Genomic DNA, 15693 nt, shown 5'->3' with positions numbered 1-15693 from the left:
AACCGTCGCGTGCCCACCGGGTGCCGCCGGAAGCCGGGGACGGCCGGGAGAAACGACGAGGCCGTTCCGCATCGGCGGAACGGCCTCGGTGCGGTCGGGGGCGACCGGGATCCCGTACGTCTAATTGAGCAGTGGATCTTCAAGAAGGTGTTCGAAGGCCAGCTCGGCCGCGCCGATCAGCGCGGCGTCGGTGCCTAGTTCGGGGGTACGCAGGCGGATGTGCTCGCGGCAGGCCGGCAGCGCGATGGCGGTGAGCCGGCTGCGGATCTGGGCCGCGGCGACCAGGTAGACGTCGCGGAGGGTGCCGCCGAAGATCACCGATTCCGGGTTGAAGATGTTGACCAGGTTGCCGACACCGAACCCGATCCACTCGCCGACCTGGCGCACCGCGAACTGGGCCTGGCTGTCGCCGCGCATCGCCGCCTCGACCACTCCCAGCACCGCCTCGCGTCCGGTCAGCTCGCCCCGGCCGGCGTGCTTGAGCAGGGCGTACTCGCCGATCTCGGTCTCCCAGCAGCCCCGCGAGCCGCAACTGCACTCGCGGCCGTAGGGGTTGACCACCATGTGGCCGACCTCGCCGCCGTACCCGCCGTGCCCGGCCACCCGGCGGCCGTCAGCGATGATGCCGGCCCCCACCCCGACGTCGCCGTACAGGTAGATGACGTTGTCGCAGCCGGCGGCGGCGCCCCGGCTGTGTTCGACCAGCGCGGAGACGTCGGCGTGGTTGCCCAGCGTCAGCTTCCCCACGTCACCGAGTTCGGCGCGGAGCGCGGCGCCGACCGGTTCCTCGACCCAGCCGATCGTGGGAGCCAGGCGGACCATCCCGTCCGCCCGGCGCACCATGCCGGCCACCGCCACCCCGGTGCCGACGTAGCGGGCGTCACCCGGCACGTCGGCCCGCATCTCGTGGACGAACCCGGCCAGCGGCTGCACCGCGTCCAGCACCTGCATGCCGCGCGGCCGGTCGGTCTCGCGGCGGTCCAGGATGCGGCCGCCCAGCCCGACCCGGGCCGCCCGCAGGCGGTCGACCTCGATGCTCAGCGCGTACGCGTACACCTTGGACGACTCGGGCCGGACGACCAGCGACGGTCGTCCGGCCCGGCCGGTCTCTCGTGGCGCCGCCTCGGTGACCAGCCCAGCGGTGGTCAGGTCGGCGGTCAGGGCCCCGATGGTGCTTCGGTTCAGGCCGAGCCGGTTGGTGAGTTCCGCCCGGGAGGTGGCGCCGTGCACGTGTACGTACCGCAGCAGCGTCCCGAGGTTGTGCCGGCGAACCTCCTCCTGGCTGGGGCCGGCCCGCATCAGCGTGCCGTCCCCAGAACCAGGTGGATCTCGTTCATCGGTTGCCGGTTGCGGCCGCTCTGCGCCGGGCCAGGGCGTCGACGCTCGCGGCGACCAGCAGGATCAGACCGGTCACAATGAACTTGGTTCCGGAGTTGAACCCCATCAGGGTCATGCCGTTGTCGATGACGGCGATCACCGCGCCACCGATGACGGCGTTGATGATCTTGCCCTTGCCGCCGAAGAGGCTCGTGCCGCCGATGACGGCCGCGCCCACCGAGTAGAGCAGGATGTTGCTGCCACCGGTGTTCGGGTCGACCGAGCTGGCCCGGCTGACCGCCATGATGCCGCCGATCGCGGCCATGAACGAGCCGATCACGAAGACCGAGATGCGGATCCGGTCGACCGGGATACCGGCGCGACGGGCCGCCTCGGTGTTGCCACCGACCGCGTAGACGTGCCGGCCGTAGGCGGTGCGGCCCAGGACGAAGGTCCACAGCACCAGGAAGAAGCCGATGATCGGCACCACGATCGGCACGCCCTTGAGCGAGTTGATCGCGGGGTTGATCGCGCGCTCCTGGGTGAGGACCACGGTCGCCACCACGATCAGCACGGCCAGACCGCCGATGCGCATCAGCACGATGCCCATCGGGTCGGTCACCAGGCCCCGCTTGGCCCGGCTGCGCATCGCGTTGAGCTGCGCCGCGGCATACCCGACGATGGCGACGATCGCGAGGATCCAGCTCCACGCCACCGACAGGTTGTTGTTGTTGAGCGCGTTGAAGAACTCGTTGCGGGTCGAGATGTTGGTGCCACCGCCGAGCAGCACCAGCAGAACGCCCTGGAAGGCGAGGAACGCGGCCAGGGTGACCACGAACGACGGAATGCCCAGCTTGGCCACCAGCAGGCCCAGCACGAAGCCGATGACGACACCGGTGACCAGCGCGGCCGGGATGGCGGTGTACCAGTCCCAGCCGTGGTTGGTCAGCAGGATCGCGACGACCGCGCCGCAGACGCCGGAGGCGAAACCGGCCGAGAGGTCGATCTCGCCCAGCAGCAGGACGAAGATCAGGCCCATCGCGATGAACACGACCTGCGCGCTCTGGTTGAACAGGTTCGCGAAGTTCAGGCCGCTGAAGAACGTGTCCCGCGCGATGCCGAAGATCAGGCTCAGGACGATCAGGCCGAGGATGGCGGGCAGGGTGCCGAGGTCACCGCCGCGAACCCGGCCCCAGTAGTCGTTGATGTAACTGGCGACGGTCGGCTTGACGACCTTGACGCCGCCCGCCGTGGTGGTCGTGGTGGTCACTTGTCGCCTCCCGGCGTGATGTCGACGACGTCCCCGCCGAAGTCAGCCGGCTTCTCGGGAGGCAGGCCGATGTTGCCGCTGCGGCCGCCGGTGATGAGCTCGACCACCTGGGAGTGGGTCACGTCGGTGGTCTTGACCTGGGCCGCCATCCGGCCGAGGTAGAGCGCCGCGATGCGGTCGGAGACCGCGAACACGTCGTTCATGTTGTGCGAGATCAGCACGACGCCGAGACCGTTGTCGGCCAGGCGGCGGACCAGTTCGAGCACCTGCGCGGTCTGCGCGACGCCGAGGGCGGCGGTCGGCTCGTCCAGGATCACGACCTTGGAGTTCCACAGCACGGCCTTGGCGATCGCCACGGTCTGTCGCTGCCCACCGGAAAGGCTGGCGACGAGCTGCCGCAGCGACTTCAAGGTGCGCACCGAGAGGCTGGCGAGGGCATCGCCGGCCATCTGTTCCATGGTCGGCTCGTCCAGCACGATGCCGCGCTTCTTCTCGCGGCCGAGGAACATGTTCTGGACGACGTCCAGGTTGTCGCAGAGGGCGAGGTCCTGGTAAACGACCTCGATGCCCAGGGCGGAGGCGTCGCTCGGGCCGTGGATGGCCACCTGGTTACCTTCGAAGGTGACCGTGCCCGAGTCGATCTGGTAGATGCCACTGATGCACTTGACCATCGTCGACTTGCCGGCGCCGTTGTCGCCCACGAGGGCGGTGACCTCACCGGGATAAACGCTCAAGTTGACGTCGTGCAGGACCTGAACGGGACCGAAGCCTTTGTTGATCCCGTTCAGCTCCAAGAGGGGTGTCGCGGCCACGGTGGTTCTCCTTCGCTAAGTGACCGGTTTGCCGCCCCGAGGGGCGGCAGATGGGGGGAAACCCAACTCCGGCGCCGCCCCCAACCCCGTTTGGGCAGGTGAGAGCGGCGCCGTCGTCAGTTCGGGTCTAGCCCGTCATCAGTTGAGGAAATTCAGCTGATTCCCGCGTCGGTGCAGGCCTTGGCGAAGTCGGCGGTGCAGACCGCGTCCTTGGTCACGAAGCCGTCGGCGATGACGTCCTTGACGTTCTCCTTGGTGATCGACTGCGGCTCGAGCAGCACCGAGGGGACGTCGGCGTTCGACTCCGGGTCCTTGGTGGTGCCGGTGGCCGTGGTCGGCTTCTGCTTCTTGGCCAGGGCGACCGCGAGCTCGGCGGCCGCGTCGGCCTCCTTCTTGATCGCCTTGTAGACCGTCATGCACTGGTCGCCGGCGAGGATGTTCTGCAGGCCCTGAACGGTGGCGTCCTGGCCGGTCACCGGGACCTGGCCGTTCAGCTTGTTCTTCTTCAGCACCGAGATGGCCGCGTTACCGAGACCGTCGTTCGCGGCGAGAACGCCCTTGATCTGCTTGTTCGAGGTCAGCATCTGCTCGAAGATCGTGCCGGCCTGCGCGTTGTCCCAGTCCGGAACGTCCTGGTTCGGGCCCTTGATGAAGGTGCCGTCCGCGTACTTCGGGTCGAGGACGCCGTCGTAGCCCTGGGCGAACAGGGTGGCGTTGTTGTCGGTCGGCGAGCCGTTGAGCTCGGCCACGACCGGCTTGGTGTACTTCTTCTCCTCGAGGCACTTGACCAGGCCCTCGCCCTGGAGCTTGCCGACCGCCACGTTGTCGAACGACACGTAGTAGTCAGCGCCACCGCTCAGGGTCAGACGGTCGTAGTCGATCGTCGCGATACCGGCCTTCTTGGCCTTCTCGAGAACGGCCTTACCGGTGCCGGAGTCGAGGTTGACGATCATCAGGACGGCGACGCCGCTCGAGATCATGCCGTCGGCGATGGTCTGGAACTGGGTCTTGTCGCCCTGCGCGTTCTGGATCTCAACCGGAACGCCGGCCGCGTCGAACGCCGCCTTCAGGAACTTCGGGTCGTCGGTGCCCCAGCGCTGCGAGCTCTTGGTGTCGGGCAGGATGATGCCGACCTTGCCCGCGGCGGCGCTGCCGCCACTGGTGCTGCCGGAGTCGCTGCCACTGTCGTCGCCGCAAGCGGCAATGCTGCCGGTCGCCAGAAGGCTGACCGCGGCAAGGGCGAACAGTCCCTTACGCATTCCTAGTGTCCTTTCGGGTAAATCCGGGCCTACATCGGATTCGATGGTGTGCGCTGCGGGAGTGTCGCTCCCCGAGACGCCAAGTGATCGAGAGTGATCAGGAGCTAGTTTGTTGTGTCCGGCAACGTATTCCCGTCGGTACCGGTTACACAAGCGGTGTCGGCGGGCGATCTCGTAACCCGGCATAACAATCCGGCAACACGGCGGTGATAGGAGCCGAACGGCCCTGGTGAGGGCAGGTCCGCCGTCTCCGTCGATCGCTGACGTGGCTCACCAGGTGACGCTAAGTCAGCTCTCTGACCGGTTCGCCCCGTTCTCGAGAGAAAGATCCTCTCGGCGCGTAACGTTGTCGTAACGGCTCGCGGCCATCCTGTGGTTTCGGACTCTATGTCCGGATTGGGGCGGCTACGGCGTCGGTGAGGTGGATGAGATCGGCCGGCCTCAGGCTGACCTGCAGACCCCGCCGACCGGCCGAGACGTACATCAGATCAAGAGCCTGAACCGAGTCGTCGACCACGGTGAACAGCTTCTTGCGCTGCCCCAGTGGGCTGATTCCCCCGCGTACGTAACCACTGCTGCGCTCGGCGGCCGCCCGCTCGGCCAGGACTGCCCGTTTGCCCCCGGCGGCGTGCGCGAGCGCCTTCAGATCGAGGTCGCCGGTCACCGGCACCACCCCGACCACGAGCGCGCCGTCCACCTCGGCCACCAGCGTCTTGAAGACCCGCTCGGGAGCGACGCCGAGCGCCTCGGCGACGAGCGCCCCGTAGTTGGGGGCGTCGGGCGAGACGTCGTACGGATGCAGGGTGTGCTCGACCTTCTGCGCGGTCAGCAGCGCGGTGGCCGGCGTCCCGGCGGCGGCCTTCTTAGCCATGCCGCGCACGCTACTCCCGCCGCCCGTCAGGCCTCGCAGAGGATCACGGTCGGGGCGCCGGCCACGCGGGTCAGCGCCAACGAGGCGGCGTTCGGGCCGCCCAGGCGCAGATCCTTGCGCAGCTGCTCCGGCTCCAAGGCGGAACCGCGCTTGCGGATCTCCAGACGCCCCACCCCACGCTCGCGCAACAGGGCCCGCAGGCGCTTGAGTGAGAACGGCAGCACGTCAGTGATCGTCAGGCGGCGGGCGAACGGGGTGTCGACGGGATCATCGGTGTAGACGTAGGCGATCGACGGGTCGGCCAGCCGCCCGCCGACCGTGTCGGCGAACTCGGCCACCAGATGGGCCCGCACCACGGCCGGGTCCGGGTCATAGAGGTACGCCCCCACGCCACCCACCTCCGCGAGACGGTCACCGCTGCCGGTCAACTCGGAGCGGCCCGGCAGCAGCGAGGCTCGGCGTGGCACTTCGGCCAGGGGGCCGCACCAGAAGGCGGCCTCGACCAGGTCGCCGCCGACGCTCGTCCACTCCCCCTCGGCGCCCGCCGGCAGCAGGTCGTGGTCGATGCCGGGGGCGAGTTTGAGCACTGTGCGGGGCACCCGCTCGGCCAGGCCGGCGATGAAGTCCCAGGGCGGCGAGTACGACTTGGGGTCGAACACCCGGCCGCGGCCGGCCTTGCGGCGTGCGGGGTCGGCGAAGACCGCGTCGTAGTCCTCGACGCGCACGGTTGTGGCGTCGGCGCACTCGACCGTGATCCGGTCGGCCAGGCCCAGCGCCCGGGCGTTGGCCGCCGCGAACTCGGCCGTCACCGGGTCGGCGTCGACGGCGTACACGGAAATGCCGGCCCGGGCCGCGGCGAGCGCATCCGAACCCAGCCCGCAGCCGAGATCGGCCAGGGTCTTGACACCGGCGGCGGCCAGCCGGGCCGCGCGGCGGTCGGCCACCACCGCGCGGGTCGCCTGTTCGAGGCCGGCCCGGGTGAAGAACATCTCGGCGGCGTCCGGGCCGAATTTGGCCACGGCGCGGCGGCGCAGATCGACCTGCGTCAGCGCGGCGGCGGCCAGATCGGGCTCGACCCCGGCCGAGCGCAGCGCGGAGGCGGCGGCGAGCGGATCCCGGCCGGCCGACTCGGCCGCCAGGGCCAGGGCGGTCACCCCTTCGGGCGTACGGAAACGGGCAGTTGACTCGGCAGTCACGCAGGCATTCTCCACGGCGCACCGGGTCTGGCACTCTGGTTGACGGAGTGCTAGTTCCGGCCTAATCTCCGATTAGCACTCTCAACATGAGGGTGCCAGCCGAGCCCCGTCCCGGGTGTTCGGTGGGCACCAGGCGGACCGGCACCCGCGACGACGGTCCCGCCCGGTGGCATGAGGCAGCTGCCGGCCAGTCCTGGCCGGCGAAACGATACCCAGGAGGGTATGCCCGTGACTACCGCGACCAAGGTTGCGATCAAGCCGCTCGAGGACCGCATCGTGGTCCAGGCGAACGAGGCTGAGACGACCACGGCGTCGGGCATCGTGATCCCCGACACCGCCAAGGAGAAGCCGCAGGAGGGCACCGTCCTCGCCGTCGGCCCCGGCCGCATCGACGACAAGGGCAACCGCATCCCGGTTGACGTCAAGGTCGGCGAGACGGTCCTCTACTCGAAGTACGGCGGCACCGAGGTCAAGTACGCCGGCGAGGAGTACCTGGTGCTCTCCGCCCGCGACGTCCTCGCGGTCATCGAGAAGTGACCTACTGACAGTGCTAATCGCCCTGGCCCGTGCACACGGGTCAGGGCGGTGGTGCGTGAAGGGCTATTGAACAATGGCGAAGATTCTCAGCTTCTCGGACGACGCGCGCCACCTGCTCGAGCACGGCGTCAACGCGCTCGCTGACACGGTCAAGGTCACCCTCGGCCCGCGCGGCCGCAACGTCGTCCTCGACAAGAAGTTCGGCGCTCCCACGATCACCAACGACGGCGTCACCATCGCCAAGGAGATCGAGCTCTCCGACCCGTACCAGAACCTGGGCGCGCAGCTGGTCAAAGAGGTGGCGACCAAGACCAACGACGTCGCCGGCGACGGGACCACCACCGCCACCGTGCTGGCCCAGGCGCTGGTGCGCGAGGGTCTGCGCAACGTGACGGCCGGGGCCAACCCGATCGCGCTCAAGCGGGGCATGGACCTGGCCGCCGAGGCGGTCTCCAAGGCGCTGCTCGGCAAGGCGGTCGAGGTCGCCGATCACAAGGCGATCGCGAACGTGGCCACCATCTCGGCCCAGGATGCCACGATCGGCGAGCTCATCGCCGAGGCGATGGACCGGGTCGGCCGCGACGGTGTCATCACCGTCGAGGAGGGCTCGGCCATGGCGACCGAGCTCGAGGTCACCGAGGGTCTGCAGTTCGACAAGGGCTTCATCTCCCCGAACTTCGTGACCGACGCCGAGTCGCAGGAAGCCGTCCTCGAGGACGCGCACATCCTGATCACGACTCAGAAGATCTCCAGCATCGAAGAGATGCTGCCGCTGCTCGAGAAGGTTCTGCAGTCGAGCAAGCCGCTGCTGATCATCGCGGAGGACGTCGAGGGCCAGGCCCTGTCCACCCTGGTGGTCAACGCGCTGCGCAAGACGCTGAAGGTGGCCGCCGTCAAGGCGCCCGGCTTCGGCGACCGCCGCAAGGCGATGCTGCAGGACATGGCCATCGCCACCGGCGGTGAGCTGGTCGCTCCCGAGCTCGGCTACAAGCTCGACCAGGTCACCCTCGACATGCTGGGCTCGGCCCGGCGCGTCGTGGTCGACAAGGAGAACACCACGATCGTCGACGGCGGCGGTCAGTCGTCCGAGGTTTCCGACCGGGTCCAGCAGATCCGCAAGGAGATCGAGGCGTCCGACTCCGACTGGGACCGCGAGAAGCTCCAGGAGCGCCTCGCGAAGCTCTCCGGCGGCATCGCGGTGATCAAGGTCGGCGCGGCCACCGAGGTCGAGATGAAGGAGCGCAAGCACCGCATCGAGGACGCCATCGCGGCGACCAAGGCCGCGGTCGAGGAGGGCACCGTCCCCGGCGGCGGCGCCGCCCTGGCCCAGGTGGCCACGGAGCTCGACGGCGGTCTGGGCCTCACCGGCGAGGAGGCGGTCGGCGTTTCCATCGTCCGCAAGGCGCTGGTGGAGCCGCTGCGCTGGATCGCGCAGAACGCGGGCCACGACGGCTATGTCGCGGTGAACAAGGTGGCCGAGCTCGGGTGGGGTCACGGCCTGAACGCCGCCACCGACGAGTACGTCGACCTGGCTGCCGCCGGCATCATCGACCCGGTGAAGGTGACCCGTAACGCGGTCTCCAACGCCGTGTCGATCGCGGCCCTGCTGCTGACCACGGAAAGCCTCGTGGTCGACAAGCCGGCCGAGCCGGAGCCGGCTGCGGCCGGCGGCCACGGGCACAGCCACGGTGGCCACGGCCACCAGCACGGCCCGGGCTTCTGACCCACAGCAACGCCAAGAAAAGGGCGCGCCCCCGTCGGGGGGCGCGCCCTTTTGTTATGTGCCGGGCCTCGCGTGGCGGCGGTAGAGTGCGCCCGTGGACATCCGGGCTTCCGACGACGACCGGCAGCGCACCGTGGCCGCCCTGGAGCGGCACGCCGGCGCCGGCCGCCTGACGCTGGACGAGTTCGCCGAGCGGGCCCAGGTCGCCCACAACGCCCGCACCCTCGACGAGCTGGCCGCCATCACCGGCGACCTGCCGGCCGAGACCGCCGGCGCCGCCGTGACCGCCGAACCCAGCCGCGAACTGTTGATCCTGTTCGCCGTGGCCGCCGCGACCCTGATCCTGCTCGGCGTCTTCATCGCCATGATCCGCGCCTGATACGCACCCGACCCCACCCCGCGGTGCCCTCACGCAACACGGGATCCTTCGAGCGGTTGTCAGCGGGCGGCCCCGGCCCGCGAAGCGGTTTCGTCCGAAGAGTCGCCCGGGTCGGGGACGCGCTCGCCGTGCCAGGAGCGCCACAGGGCCGCGTACGGCCCGTCGGCCGCGACCAGGTCGTGGTGGGAGCCCAGCTCGGTGATGCGGCCGTCCTCGACGACGGCGACGCGGTCGGCGTCGTGGGCCGAGAACAGGCGGTGGGCGATGGCCACGACCGTGCGCCCGTGCAGCACAGCGGCCAGCGAACGTTCCAGGTCGCGGGCCGCCCGCGGGTCGAGCAGCGACGTCGCCTCGTCGAGCACCAGCGTGTGCGGGTCGGCCAGCACCAGGCGGGCCAGCGCCAACTGCTGCGCCTGGGCCGCCGACAGCGCGTGCCCGCCCACCCCGACCACCGTCTCGAGCCCCTCGGGCAGGGCGAGCGCCCAGTCCAGCGCGTGCACCGCGGCCAGCGCCGCCCGCACCTCGTCGTCGCCCGCACCGGGACGCACCATGGCGATGTTGTCGCGCACCGTGCCGATGAAGACGTGGTGCTCCTGCGTCACCAGGGCCACCTCGGTGCGCAGCTTGTCGAGCGGCAGGTCGTGCAACGGCACCCCACCGACCCGGACCGTGCCGCTGGTCGGCTCGTGCACCCCGGCCAGCAGCCGGCCCAGCGTCGACTTGCCCGCCCCGGACGGGCCGACCACGGCCAGCCGCTCCCCCGGTTCGAGGGTCAGGTCGAGACCGTGCAGCACCTCGCGACCGGCCACATAGGAGAATCGCAGGTCGCGTACCTCGATCCGCGACCCCACCGGCTCGGCGCCCCGCGCGCCGGAGGTATCGGCGCCGGCCGCGACCCCGAGCAGCCGGGCCAGCGAGGCGGCCCCGATCTGCACCTCGTCGAGCCAGCCGAGCAACCGGTCGAGCGGGTCGATCAGCATCTGCACGTAGATCACCGCGGCCGTCAACTCGCCCAGCGACACCGCACCCCGTAGATAGAGCCACCCGCCGACCAACAGCGTGGCGAACACCGGCAGCACATAGCTGATGTCGATGACGGGGAAATACGCCGTACGCAGGAACAGGGTGTATTTCTCGGCCACCCACGACCGGCGCAGATCGGCATCGGACCGCTCGACCCGCTGGCGCTGGCGGCGCAGCGCGTCGACCGTGCGCGCCCCCTCGACCGTCTCGGCCAGCCCGTCGGTCACCGTCGAGTAGACCGCGTTCTGCCGCAGATACCCCGCGGGCGCCCGGCGCAGGTACCACCTCGTGCCGACCACGATGATCGGCACCGCGATCAGCAACGGCACCGCGAGCACGGGACTGGTGATCACCATCGCCGCGACCACCAGCACGACCGTGATCAGGCCGATCATCGTCTCGGGCACGGCCAGGCGCACCGACCGCGACAGCGCGTCGACGTCCCGGGTCGTCCGGGTCAGCAGGTCACCCGACCCCGCGCGCTCCACAGTAGAGAGCGGCAGGGTGAGCACCCGATCGACGAATTCCTCGCGCAGCCGGGCCAGCACCCGCTCGCCGAGCCGGGCCGAGGCCAGATGGGCGAACCTGGTCAGCACCGCCTGCAGCACCACGAACCCGGCGATGGCCGCGGCCAACCGGTCGACGACGCCGACACCCTGGCCGTGCCGGATCGCCTCGACCAGATCGCCCAGCAGTTTCGGCCCGACCAACCCGGCCACCGCGGCCAGCACGTGCAGCCCGAGGGTGAGCCCGAGCGCCCGCGGATAGCGCCGGATCAGGTCGCGGGCGTATCGCCGCACTTGGGCGCCGTCGGCCACCGGCAGCAGGTTGGTCACTGGTCCTCCTCGCGCAGCACGGTGCGGGCGTAGCCGGGTTCGCCGGCCAGCAGGGTGTGGTGGCTGCCCTCGGCCACCACCCGGCCCTGCTCGACGAAGAGCACGCGGTCGGTGCGGTCGAGCACCAGCGGGCTGGACGTGCAGATCACCGTGGTGCGACCGGCCCGGGCGGTGATCAGCCGGTCGGCGATGCGGGCCTCGGTGTGCGCGTCGACGGCGCTGGTCGGCTCGACCAGGATGAGCACGTCGGGGTCGGCGACCAGCGCCCGCACCAGTCGCAGGCGCTGCTGCTGGCCGCCCGAGAAGGTGCGGCCCCGCTCGGCGACCTCGCTGTCGAGGCCGTCGGGCAGCGCCTCGACGATGTCGGTGGCGGCCGCGGTGTGCAGCGCCGCGGGCAGCCGGCCGCTGTCGTACGGATCGAGGTCGGCCCGCATCGGCCCGGTGAACAGGCGGGCGTCGTTGTCGGCCACCAGCACCCGCGCCCGGACGGTGGCCAGCTCGAACTCGCCCAGCGGCACACCGTCGACGGTGGCGCCGTCGGCGTAGCGGCCCAGCCGGTCGGCGATCGCGGCGGCCTCGGGCGGCACCACGGCGACGATCGCGGTGATCTCGCCGGGCCGGACCGTCACCCCGGACGCCGGGTCGGCCAGCTCGCCGCGGAACCGCTCGGCCGGCACGGCGACCGCGGGGTCGGGCAGGTCGGTCGCCGAGCCCAGCAGCCCCACGACCCGGCGGGCCGAGACGTGACCACGGGTCAGCTTGTCGATCGCCTCGGTCAGCTGCCGCAGCGGAGTGACCAGGAAGGCCGCGTACGCATAGAAGGAGACCAGCTGACCGACGGTGATCCGGCCGGTCAGCGCGAACCGGGCCCCGAGCCAGGTCACCAGCACCAGGAAGACGCCCGGCAGCAGCACCTGGGCCGCCTCGAGCAGCGACTCGACCCGGGCCGTGCGCACCCCGGCCACGCGCAGCTTCTGCGACTCGTGCCGGTAGCGCTCGCCCAGCACCGCCTCGCCGCCGATGCCGCGCAGCACCCGCAGCCCGCCGACCAGGTCGGCGGCCCGGCCGGTGAGCAGGCCCTGCTGTTCCCGCGAAGCCGCCTGACGCCGGTGCAGCGGACGGATCAGCAGGCCGACCACCGCCATCAGCAGCGGCACACCGAGCACCACCACGAGCCCGAGCGGCACCGAGGTGGTGAGCAGGATGACCGTCACCGTGACGACCGCGATGAGCGAGCCCGTGCCGCGGGCGGTGATGTCGACCGCGGAGCCGATCTGGCGGATGTCGGAGGTGCCGATGGCCACGACCTCACCGGTGTCGAGGCGGCGGGAGAGCGCCGACCCGAGCCGCCCGGCGTGGCGGACCGTGACCTGCACCGTCGTGAACATGGCGCCCAGAAAGTTGACCACCGCGAACCGGTGCCGGACGATGCCGAACGCGGCCTGCCCGAGACCGGCCGCCAGCAGCACCAGGCTCCAGATCAGCAGCTCGCGGCGGTCGCGGGCGGTGGCGGCGTCGATCGCCCGGCCGACCAGGGCCGGGACGAGGGCCTGGCACAACATCCAGAGCACGGCGAACGCGACCGCAGCGTAGACCGGTTGCCAGGCGCGGCGGATCACCCATCGCAGGTAGGCGACGGCTGATCGATCGTCGGGGACGCCGGGCTCGGCGTCGGGCAGGTTTCGCATCGTGACCCCGACGCTACGGAAAGGGTCCGACAGTTTGCGACGGCTTTTCCGCCGTACGCGAGCGGCCTAGCGATCGACCGGTGTGAAGTCCCATACATGGGGCGAGCGGGCGATCAGTTTGGCCGGTGGGGCCGGCAGGTCTTGCGGGTTGTGGCGCCACTTCGAGATCACGACGATGCGGTTGTCGGTGGACGAGTAGACGTCGCTCGACACGTGCTGCGGCAGGACCTCGATGCGGGGCACGGCCACGTCGCAGACCCAGGCCAGCAACTCGTCGAGGCCGTTGAGCGAGGCCCGTATCTCCCACATCCGAGCGATCATGGGAGGTTCCTACCCCGCCACGCTGACCGCGGTCAATGGCATCGCGGAATCGGCGGGCAGATCGAGACGACTCGGGGCGACCCCGGCCGCGACCAGACGCGACCCGAGGGCGGCGACCATGGCGCCGTTGTCGGTGCAGAGCTGCGGCCGGGGCACCCGCACCTCGATGCCGTGCTTGGCCGCCCTCTCCCCGGCCAGCACCCGCAGCCGCGAGTTGGCCGCGACGCCACCACCGATCAGCAGCGTGCGCACACCCTGGGAACGGCACGCGTCGATGGCCTTGGCCGTGAGCACGTCGCACACCGCCTCTTGGAACGAGGCCGAGACGTCGGCGATCGGCACCGGCTCGCCGTCCCGCTCGCGCGCCTCGACCCAGCGCGCGACCGCGGTCTTGAGTCCCGAGAACGAGAAGTCGAACCGGTGCGCGGCCAGGTCTTTCGGCGCGGTCAGGCCGCGCGGGAAGGCGATCGACCTGCGGTCACCCTCTTTCGCCGTACGGTCGATGACCGGCCCACCGGGGAAGCCGAGCCCCAGCAGACGCGCGACCTTGTCGAACGCCTCACCGGCGGCGTCGTCGATCGTGGCCCCGAGCGGGGTGACGCCGTTGGTCAGGTCGTCGACCAGCAGCAGCGAGGAGTGCCCGCCCGAGACGAGCATCGCGACGGCCGGCTCGGGCAGCGGGCCGTGCTCAAGTGTGTCCACGGCCACGTGCGCGGCGAGGTGATTGACGCCATAGATCGGCTTCTCGGCGGCCAGCGCGTATCCCTTGGCCGCCGCCACCCCGACCAGCAGCGCCCCCGCGAGACCGGGCCCGCTGGTCACCGCGATGGCGTCGATGTCGGCCAGGGTGACCTGGGCCTCGGCCAGCGCCCGCTGCATGGTCGGCACGATCGCCTCGAGGTGGGCCCGGCTGGCCACCTCGGGCACCACCCCGCCGAACCGGGCGTGCTGATCCACACTGGACGCCAGCGCGTCGGCCAGCAGGGTGTGCCCGCGCACGATGCCGACACCGGTCTCGTCGCAGGAGGTCTCGATGCCGAGAACCAGGGGCTCGTCAGCCATTACGCATCATCACCAGGGCGTCCGTGTTGCTCGGTTGGTAGTAGCCGCGCCGGACTCCGACGGGCTCGAAATCGTACCTGGCGTAGAGGTGCTGGGCCGGCGCGTTGTCGACCGCGACCTCGAGCAGCGTCTGCTTGATGCCGAGCCGGCCGGCCTCGGCCAACAGCGACTCGAGCAGGGCGCGCCCGGTGCCGCGACGCTGACCGGTGCGGCGGACGGCGATGTTCTGCACCCAGGCCTCGTCCGGGGTCGCGGCCAGACCGGCATACCCGAGAAGCTCGTCACCCTCGGTGGCCACGACGTAGAAATTGTGCTGCGCCAGCTCGTTCCAGAACATGGCGCCCGTCCACTTCTCGTCACCGAACAGATCGGCCTCCATCGGCAGCACCTCGGCAATGTGCCACCAGCGGAAACGCTCGATCATCATCAGGTCAGCACCGATTTGCGCCCGGCCGGCTCGACCGCGTCGGGGCGGCGCAGATAGAGCGGGGTGAGCACCTCGCTGGGCGCGCCGGCGCGGATCCGGTCGGCGGCCAGCGCCACCAGGGCGGCGGCGGGCGGGTAGAGCAGGTGTTCCTCCACCGGTACGCCGAGAATCTCGCCGTACTTGAGGCCGCCCTCCCCCGCCACCCGGTCGACCAGGGCGTGCACACTGGACGGCTGTGCCACCGGTTCCCGCCCGGTCACGTCCACGCCGTCGTCGCGGGCGGTGGCCTGGCCGATCAGGTTGTCCGCCTCGGCCCGGGCCAGAGCGGCAGCGACCCGGGCGGCGTCGGCGCCGGCCAGCGCGGTGGCCGCCTCGAGGATCTCGGACTGGGCCAGGGCGGCCGCCTCGGTCGCGGCCCGGTTGCGGGCGCGGCTGCTGGTGGCGGTGCCGGCCCGCACCATCCGGGACGCCACGTCGGCCGGGCGGGACACGTCGGGTCCGAGAACGCGGACGCCGTCGAGGTAGGTGGCCCAGTAGACCTCGCGCCGGCGGGCGTCGGTCGCGATCAGCACCCGGCCCGGCCCGGCGGCCCGGCCCAGGCCGTCGAGCGAGCAGACCCCGTACGCCGGGATGCCCAGCGCCTGAGCCATGCTCGCGGCCGTGGCCAGGCCGACGCGCAGCCCGGTGAACGGTCCCGGCCCGAGCCCGGCGACGACGGCGCCGAGATCAGCCGGGCGCACCCCGGCCTCGGCCAGGGTGCCCTCGATCTCGGGAGCCAGTTTCTCGCCGTGCGCGCGGGGGTCGACGGTCCGTCGCTCGGCCACCCCGACCAGGCCGTCGGCAGTCACCTCGACCAGGCCGGCGGTGGAAGCGGGGGTAGCAGTGTCAAGAGCCAGCACAAGCACGCACCGACCCTAACGCGCGGCCACCCCCGCCCGGCGCACCAACCACCCACACGGCGACGGCGACGGC

Annotated in this window: 15 protein-coding genes; 3 read left to right on the top strand and 12 right to left on the bottom strand. The window is 70.9% G+C overall.

Going from position 1 to position 15693, the window contains the following annotated elements; translation table 11 throughout:
- Positions 1-120 precede the first annotated feature (120 nt).
- The 6 genes from M1L60_RS34835 to M1L60_RS34810 all read right to left on the bottom strand — a co-directional run bounded on the left by M1L60_RS34835 (position 121) and on the right by M1L60_RS34810 (position 6725).
- Positions 121-1299, bottom strand: coding sequence for an ROK family transcriptional regulator (locus M1L60_RS34835; RefSeq protein ID WP_253241799.1), 1179 nt, complete (start codon positions 1297-1299; stop codon positions 121-123).
- 34 nt (positions 1300-1333) lie between these two features.
- Positions 1334-2587: a sugar ABC transporter permease gene (locus M1L60_RS34830; protein WP_253241798.1), complete on the bottom strand. Its 1254-nt coding sequence runs from the start codon at positions 2585-2587 to the stop codon at positions 1334-1336.
- The gene (locus M1L60_RS34825; RefSeq protein ID WP_253241797.1) at positions 2584-3399 is read right to left on the bottom strand and encodes an ATP-binding cassette domain-containing protein; all 816 of its coding nucleotides are present in this window, start codon (positions 3397-3399) and stop codon (positions 2584-2586) included. The genes M1L60_RS34830 and M1L60_RS34825 overlap by 4 nt, the downstream gene beginning before the upstream one ends.
- Before the next feature lie 152 nt (positions 3400-3551).
- Positions 3552-4658 carry a sugar ABC transporter substrate-binding protein gene (locus M1L60_RS34820; protein ID WP_253241796.1) on the bottom strand — a complete coding sequence of 369 codons (1107 nt, stop codon included), beginning with the start codon at positions 4656-4658 and terminating at the stop codon, positions 3552-3554.
- A 385-nt stretch (positions 4659-5043) separates the two neighbouring features.
- Positions 5044-5529, bottom strand: coding sequence for a Cys-tRNA(Pro) deacylase (gene ybaK / locus M1L60_RS34815; RefSeq protein ID WP_253241795.1), 486 nt, complete (start codon positions 5527-5529; stop codon positions 5044-5046).
- Between the two features lie 26 nt (positions 5530-5555).
- On the bottom strand, positions 5556-6725 hold the full coding sequence (locus tag M1L60_RS34810; protein ID WP_253241794.1) for a class I SAM-dependent methyltransferase: 1170 nt from the start codon (positions 6723-6725) through the stop codon (positions 5556-5558).
- A gap of 228 nt (positions 6726-6953) precedes the next feature.
- Between M1L60_RS34810 and groES the strand changes: the two genes are divergently transcribed.
- The 3 genes from groES to M1L60_RS34795 all read left to right on the top strand — a co-directional run bounded on the left by groES (position 6954) and on the right by M1L60_RS34795 (position 9364).
- Positions 6954-7262, top strand: coding sequence for a co-chaperone GroES (gene groES / locus M1L60_RS34805; RefSeq protein ID WP_015619077.1), 309 nt, complete (start codon positions 6954-6956; stop codon positions 7260-7262).
- Positions 7263-7335: 73 nt separating this feature from the next.
- Positions 7336-8985, top strand: coding sequence for a chaperonin GroEL (gene groL / locus M1L60_RS34800; protein WP_253241793.1), 1650 nt, complete (start codon positions 7336-7338; stop codon positions 8983-8985).
- A 94-nt stretch (positions 8986-9079) separates the two neighbouring features.
- Positions 9080-9364 carry a DUF1707 SHOCT-like domain-containing protein gene (locus tag M1L60_RS34795; RefSeq protein WP_253241792.1) on the top strand — a complete coding sequence of 95 codons (285 nt, stop codon included), beginning with the start codon at positions 9080-9082 and terminating at the stop codon, positions 9362-9364.
- A 59-nt stretch (positions 9365-9423) separates the two neighbouring features.
- Here M1L60_RS34795 and M1L60_RS34790 read toward each other — a convergent pair whose 3' ends face one another.
- From M1L60_RS34790 to tsaB, 6 genes are all read right to left on the bottom strand, one after another.
- A complete protein-coding gene (locus M1L60_RS34790) occupies positions 9424-11223 on the bottom strand; it encodes an ABC transporter ATP-binding protein (RefSeq protein ID WP_253241791.1) in 1800 nt (599 codons plus the stop codon).
- Complete coding sequence (locus M1L60_RS34785; protein ID WP_253241790.1) at positions 11220-12911, bottom strand: ABC transporter ATP-binding protein; 1692 nt, start codon at positions 12909-12911, stop codon at positions 11220-11222. Before M1L60_RS34785 ends, M1L60_RS34790 begins: the two co-directional genes overlap by 4 nt.
- 66 nt (positions 12912-12977) lie before the next feature.
- Complete coding sequence (locus M1L60_RS34780; RefSeq protein WP_253241789.1) at positions 12978-13232, bottom strand: hypothetical protein; 255 nt, start codon at positions 13230-13232, stop codon at positions 12978-12980.
- A gap of 9 nt (positions 13233-13241) precedes the next feature.
- Positions 13242-14294 (bottom strand): tRNA (adenosine(37)-N6)-threonylcarbamoyltransferase complex transferase subunit TsaD, encoded by a 1053-nt coding sequence (gene tsaD, locus M1L60_RS34775; protein WP_253241788.1) that lies wholly within the window; start codon positions 14292-14294, stop codon positions 13242-13244.
- On the bottom strand, positions 14287-14721 hold the full coding sequence (gene rimI, locus M1L60_RS34770) for a ribosomal protein S18-alanine N-acetyltransferase (protein ID WP_253241787.1): 435 nt from the start codon (positions 14719-14721) through the stop codon (positions 14287-14289). The genes tsaD and rimI overlap by 8 nt, the downstream gene beginning before the upstream one ends.
- The gene (gene tsaB / locus M1L60_RS34765) at positions 14721-15626 is read right to left on the bottom strand and encodes a tRNA (adenosine(37)-N6)-threonylcarbamoyltransferase complex dimerization subunit type 1 TsaB (protein ID WP_253241786.1); all 906 of its coding nucleotides are present in this window, start codon (positions 15624-15626) and stop codon (positions 14721-14723) included. Before tsaB ends, rimI begins: the two co-directional genes overlap by 1 nt.
- Between the last annotated feature and the right edge of the window lie 67 nt (positions 15627-15693).

The sequence above is a fragment of the Paractinoplanes aksuensis genome (assembly GCF_024137025.1).
GTDB classification, from domain to species: Bacteria; Actinomycetota; Actinomycetes; order Mycobacteriales; family Micromonosporaceae; genus Actinoplanes; species Actinoplanes aksuensis.
This window is presented reverse-complemented; position numbering and strand designations above follow the sequence as displayed.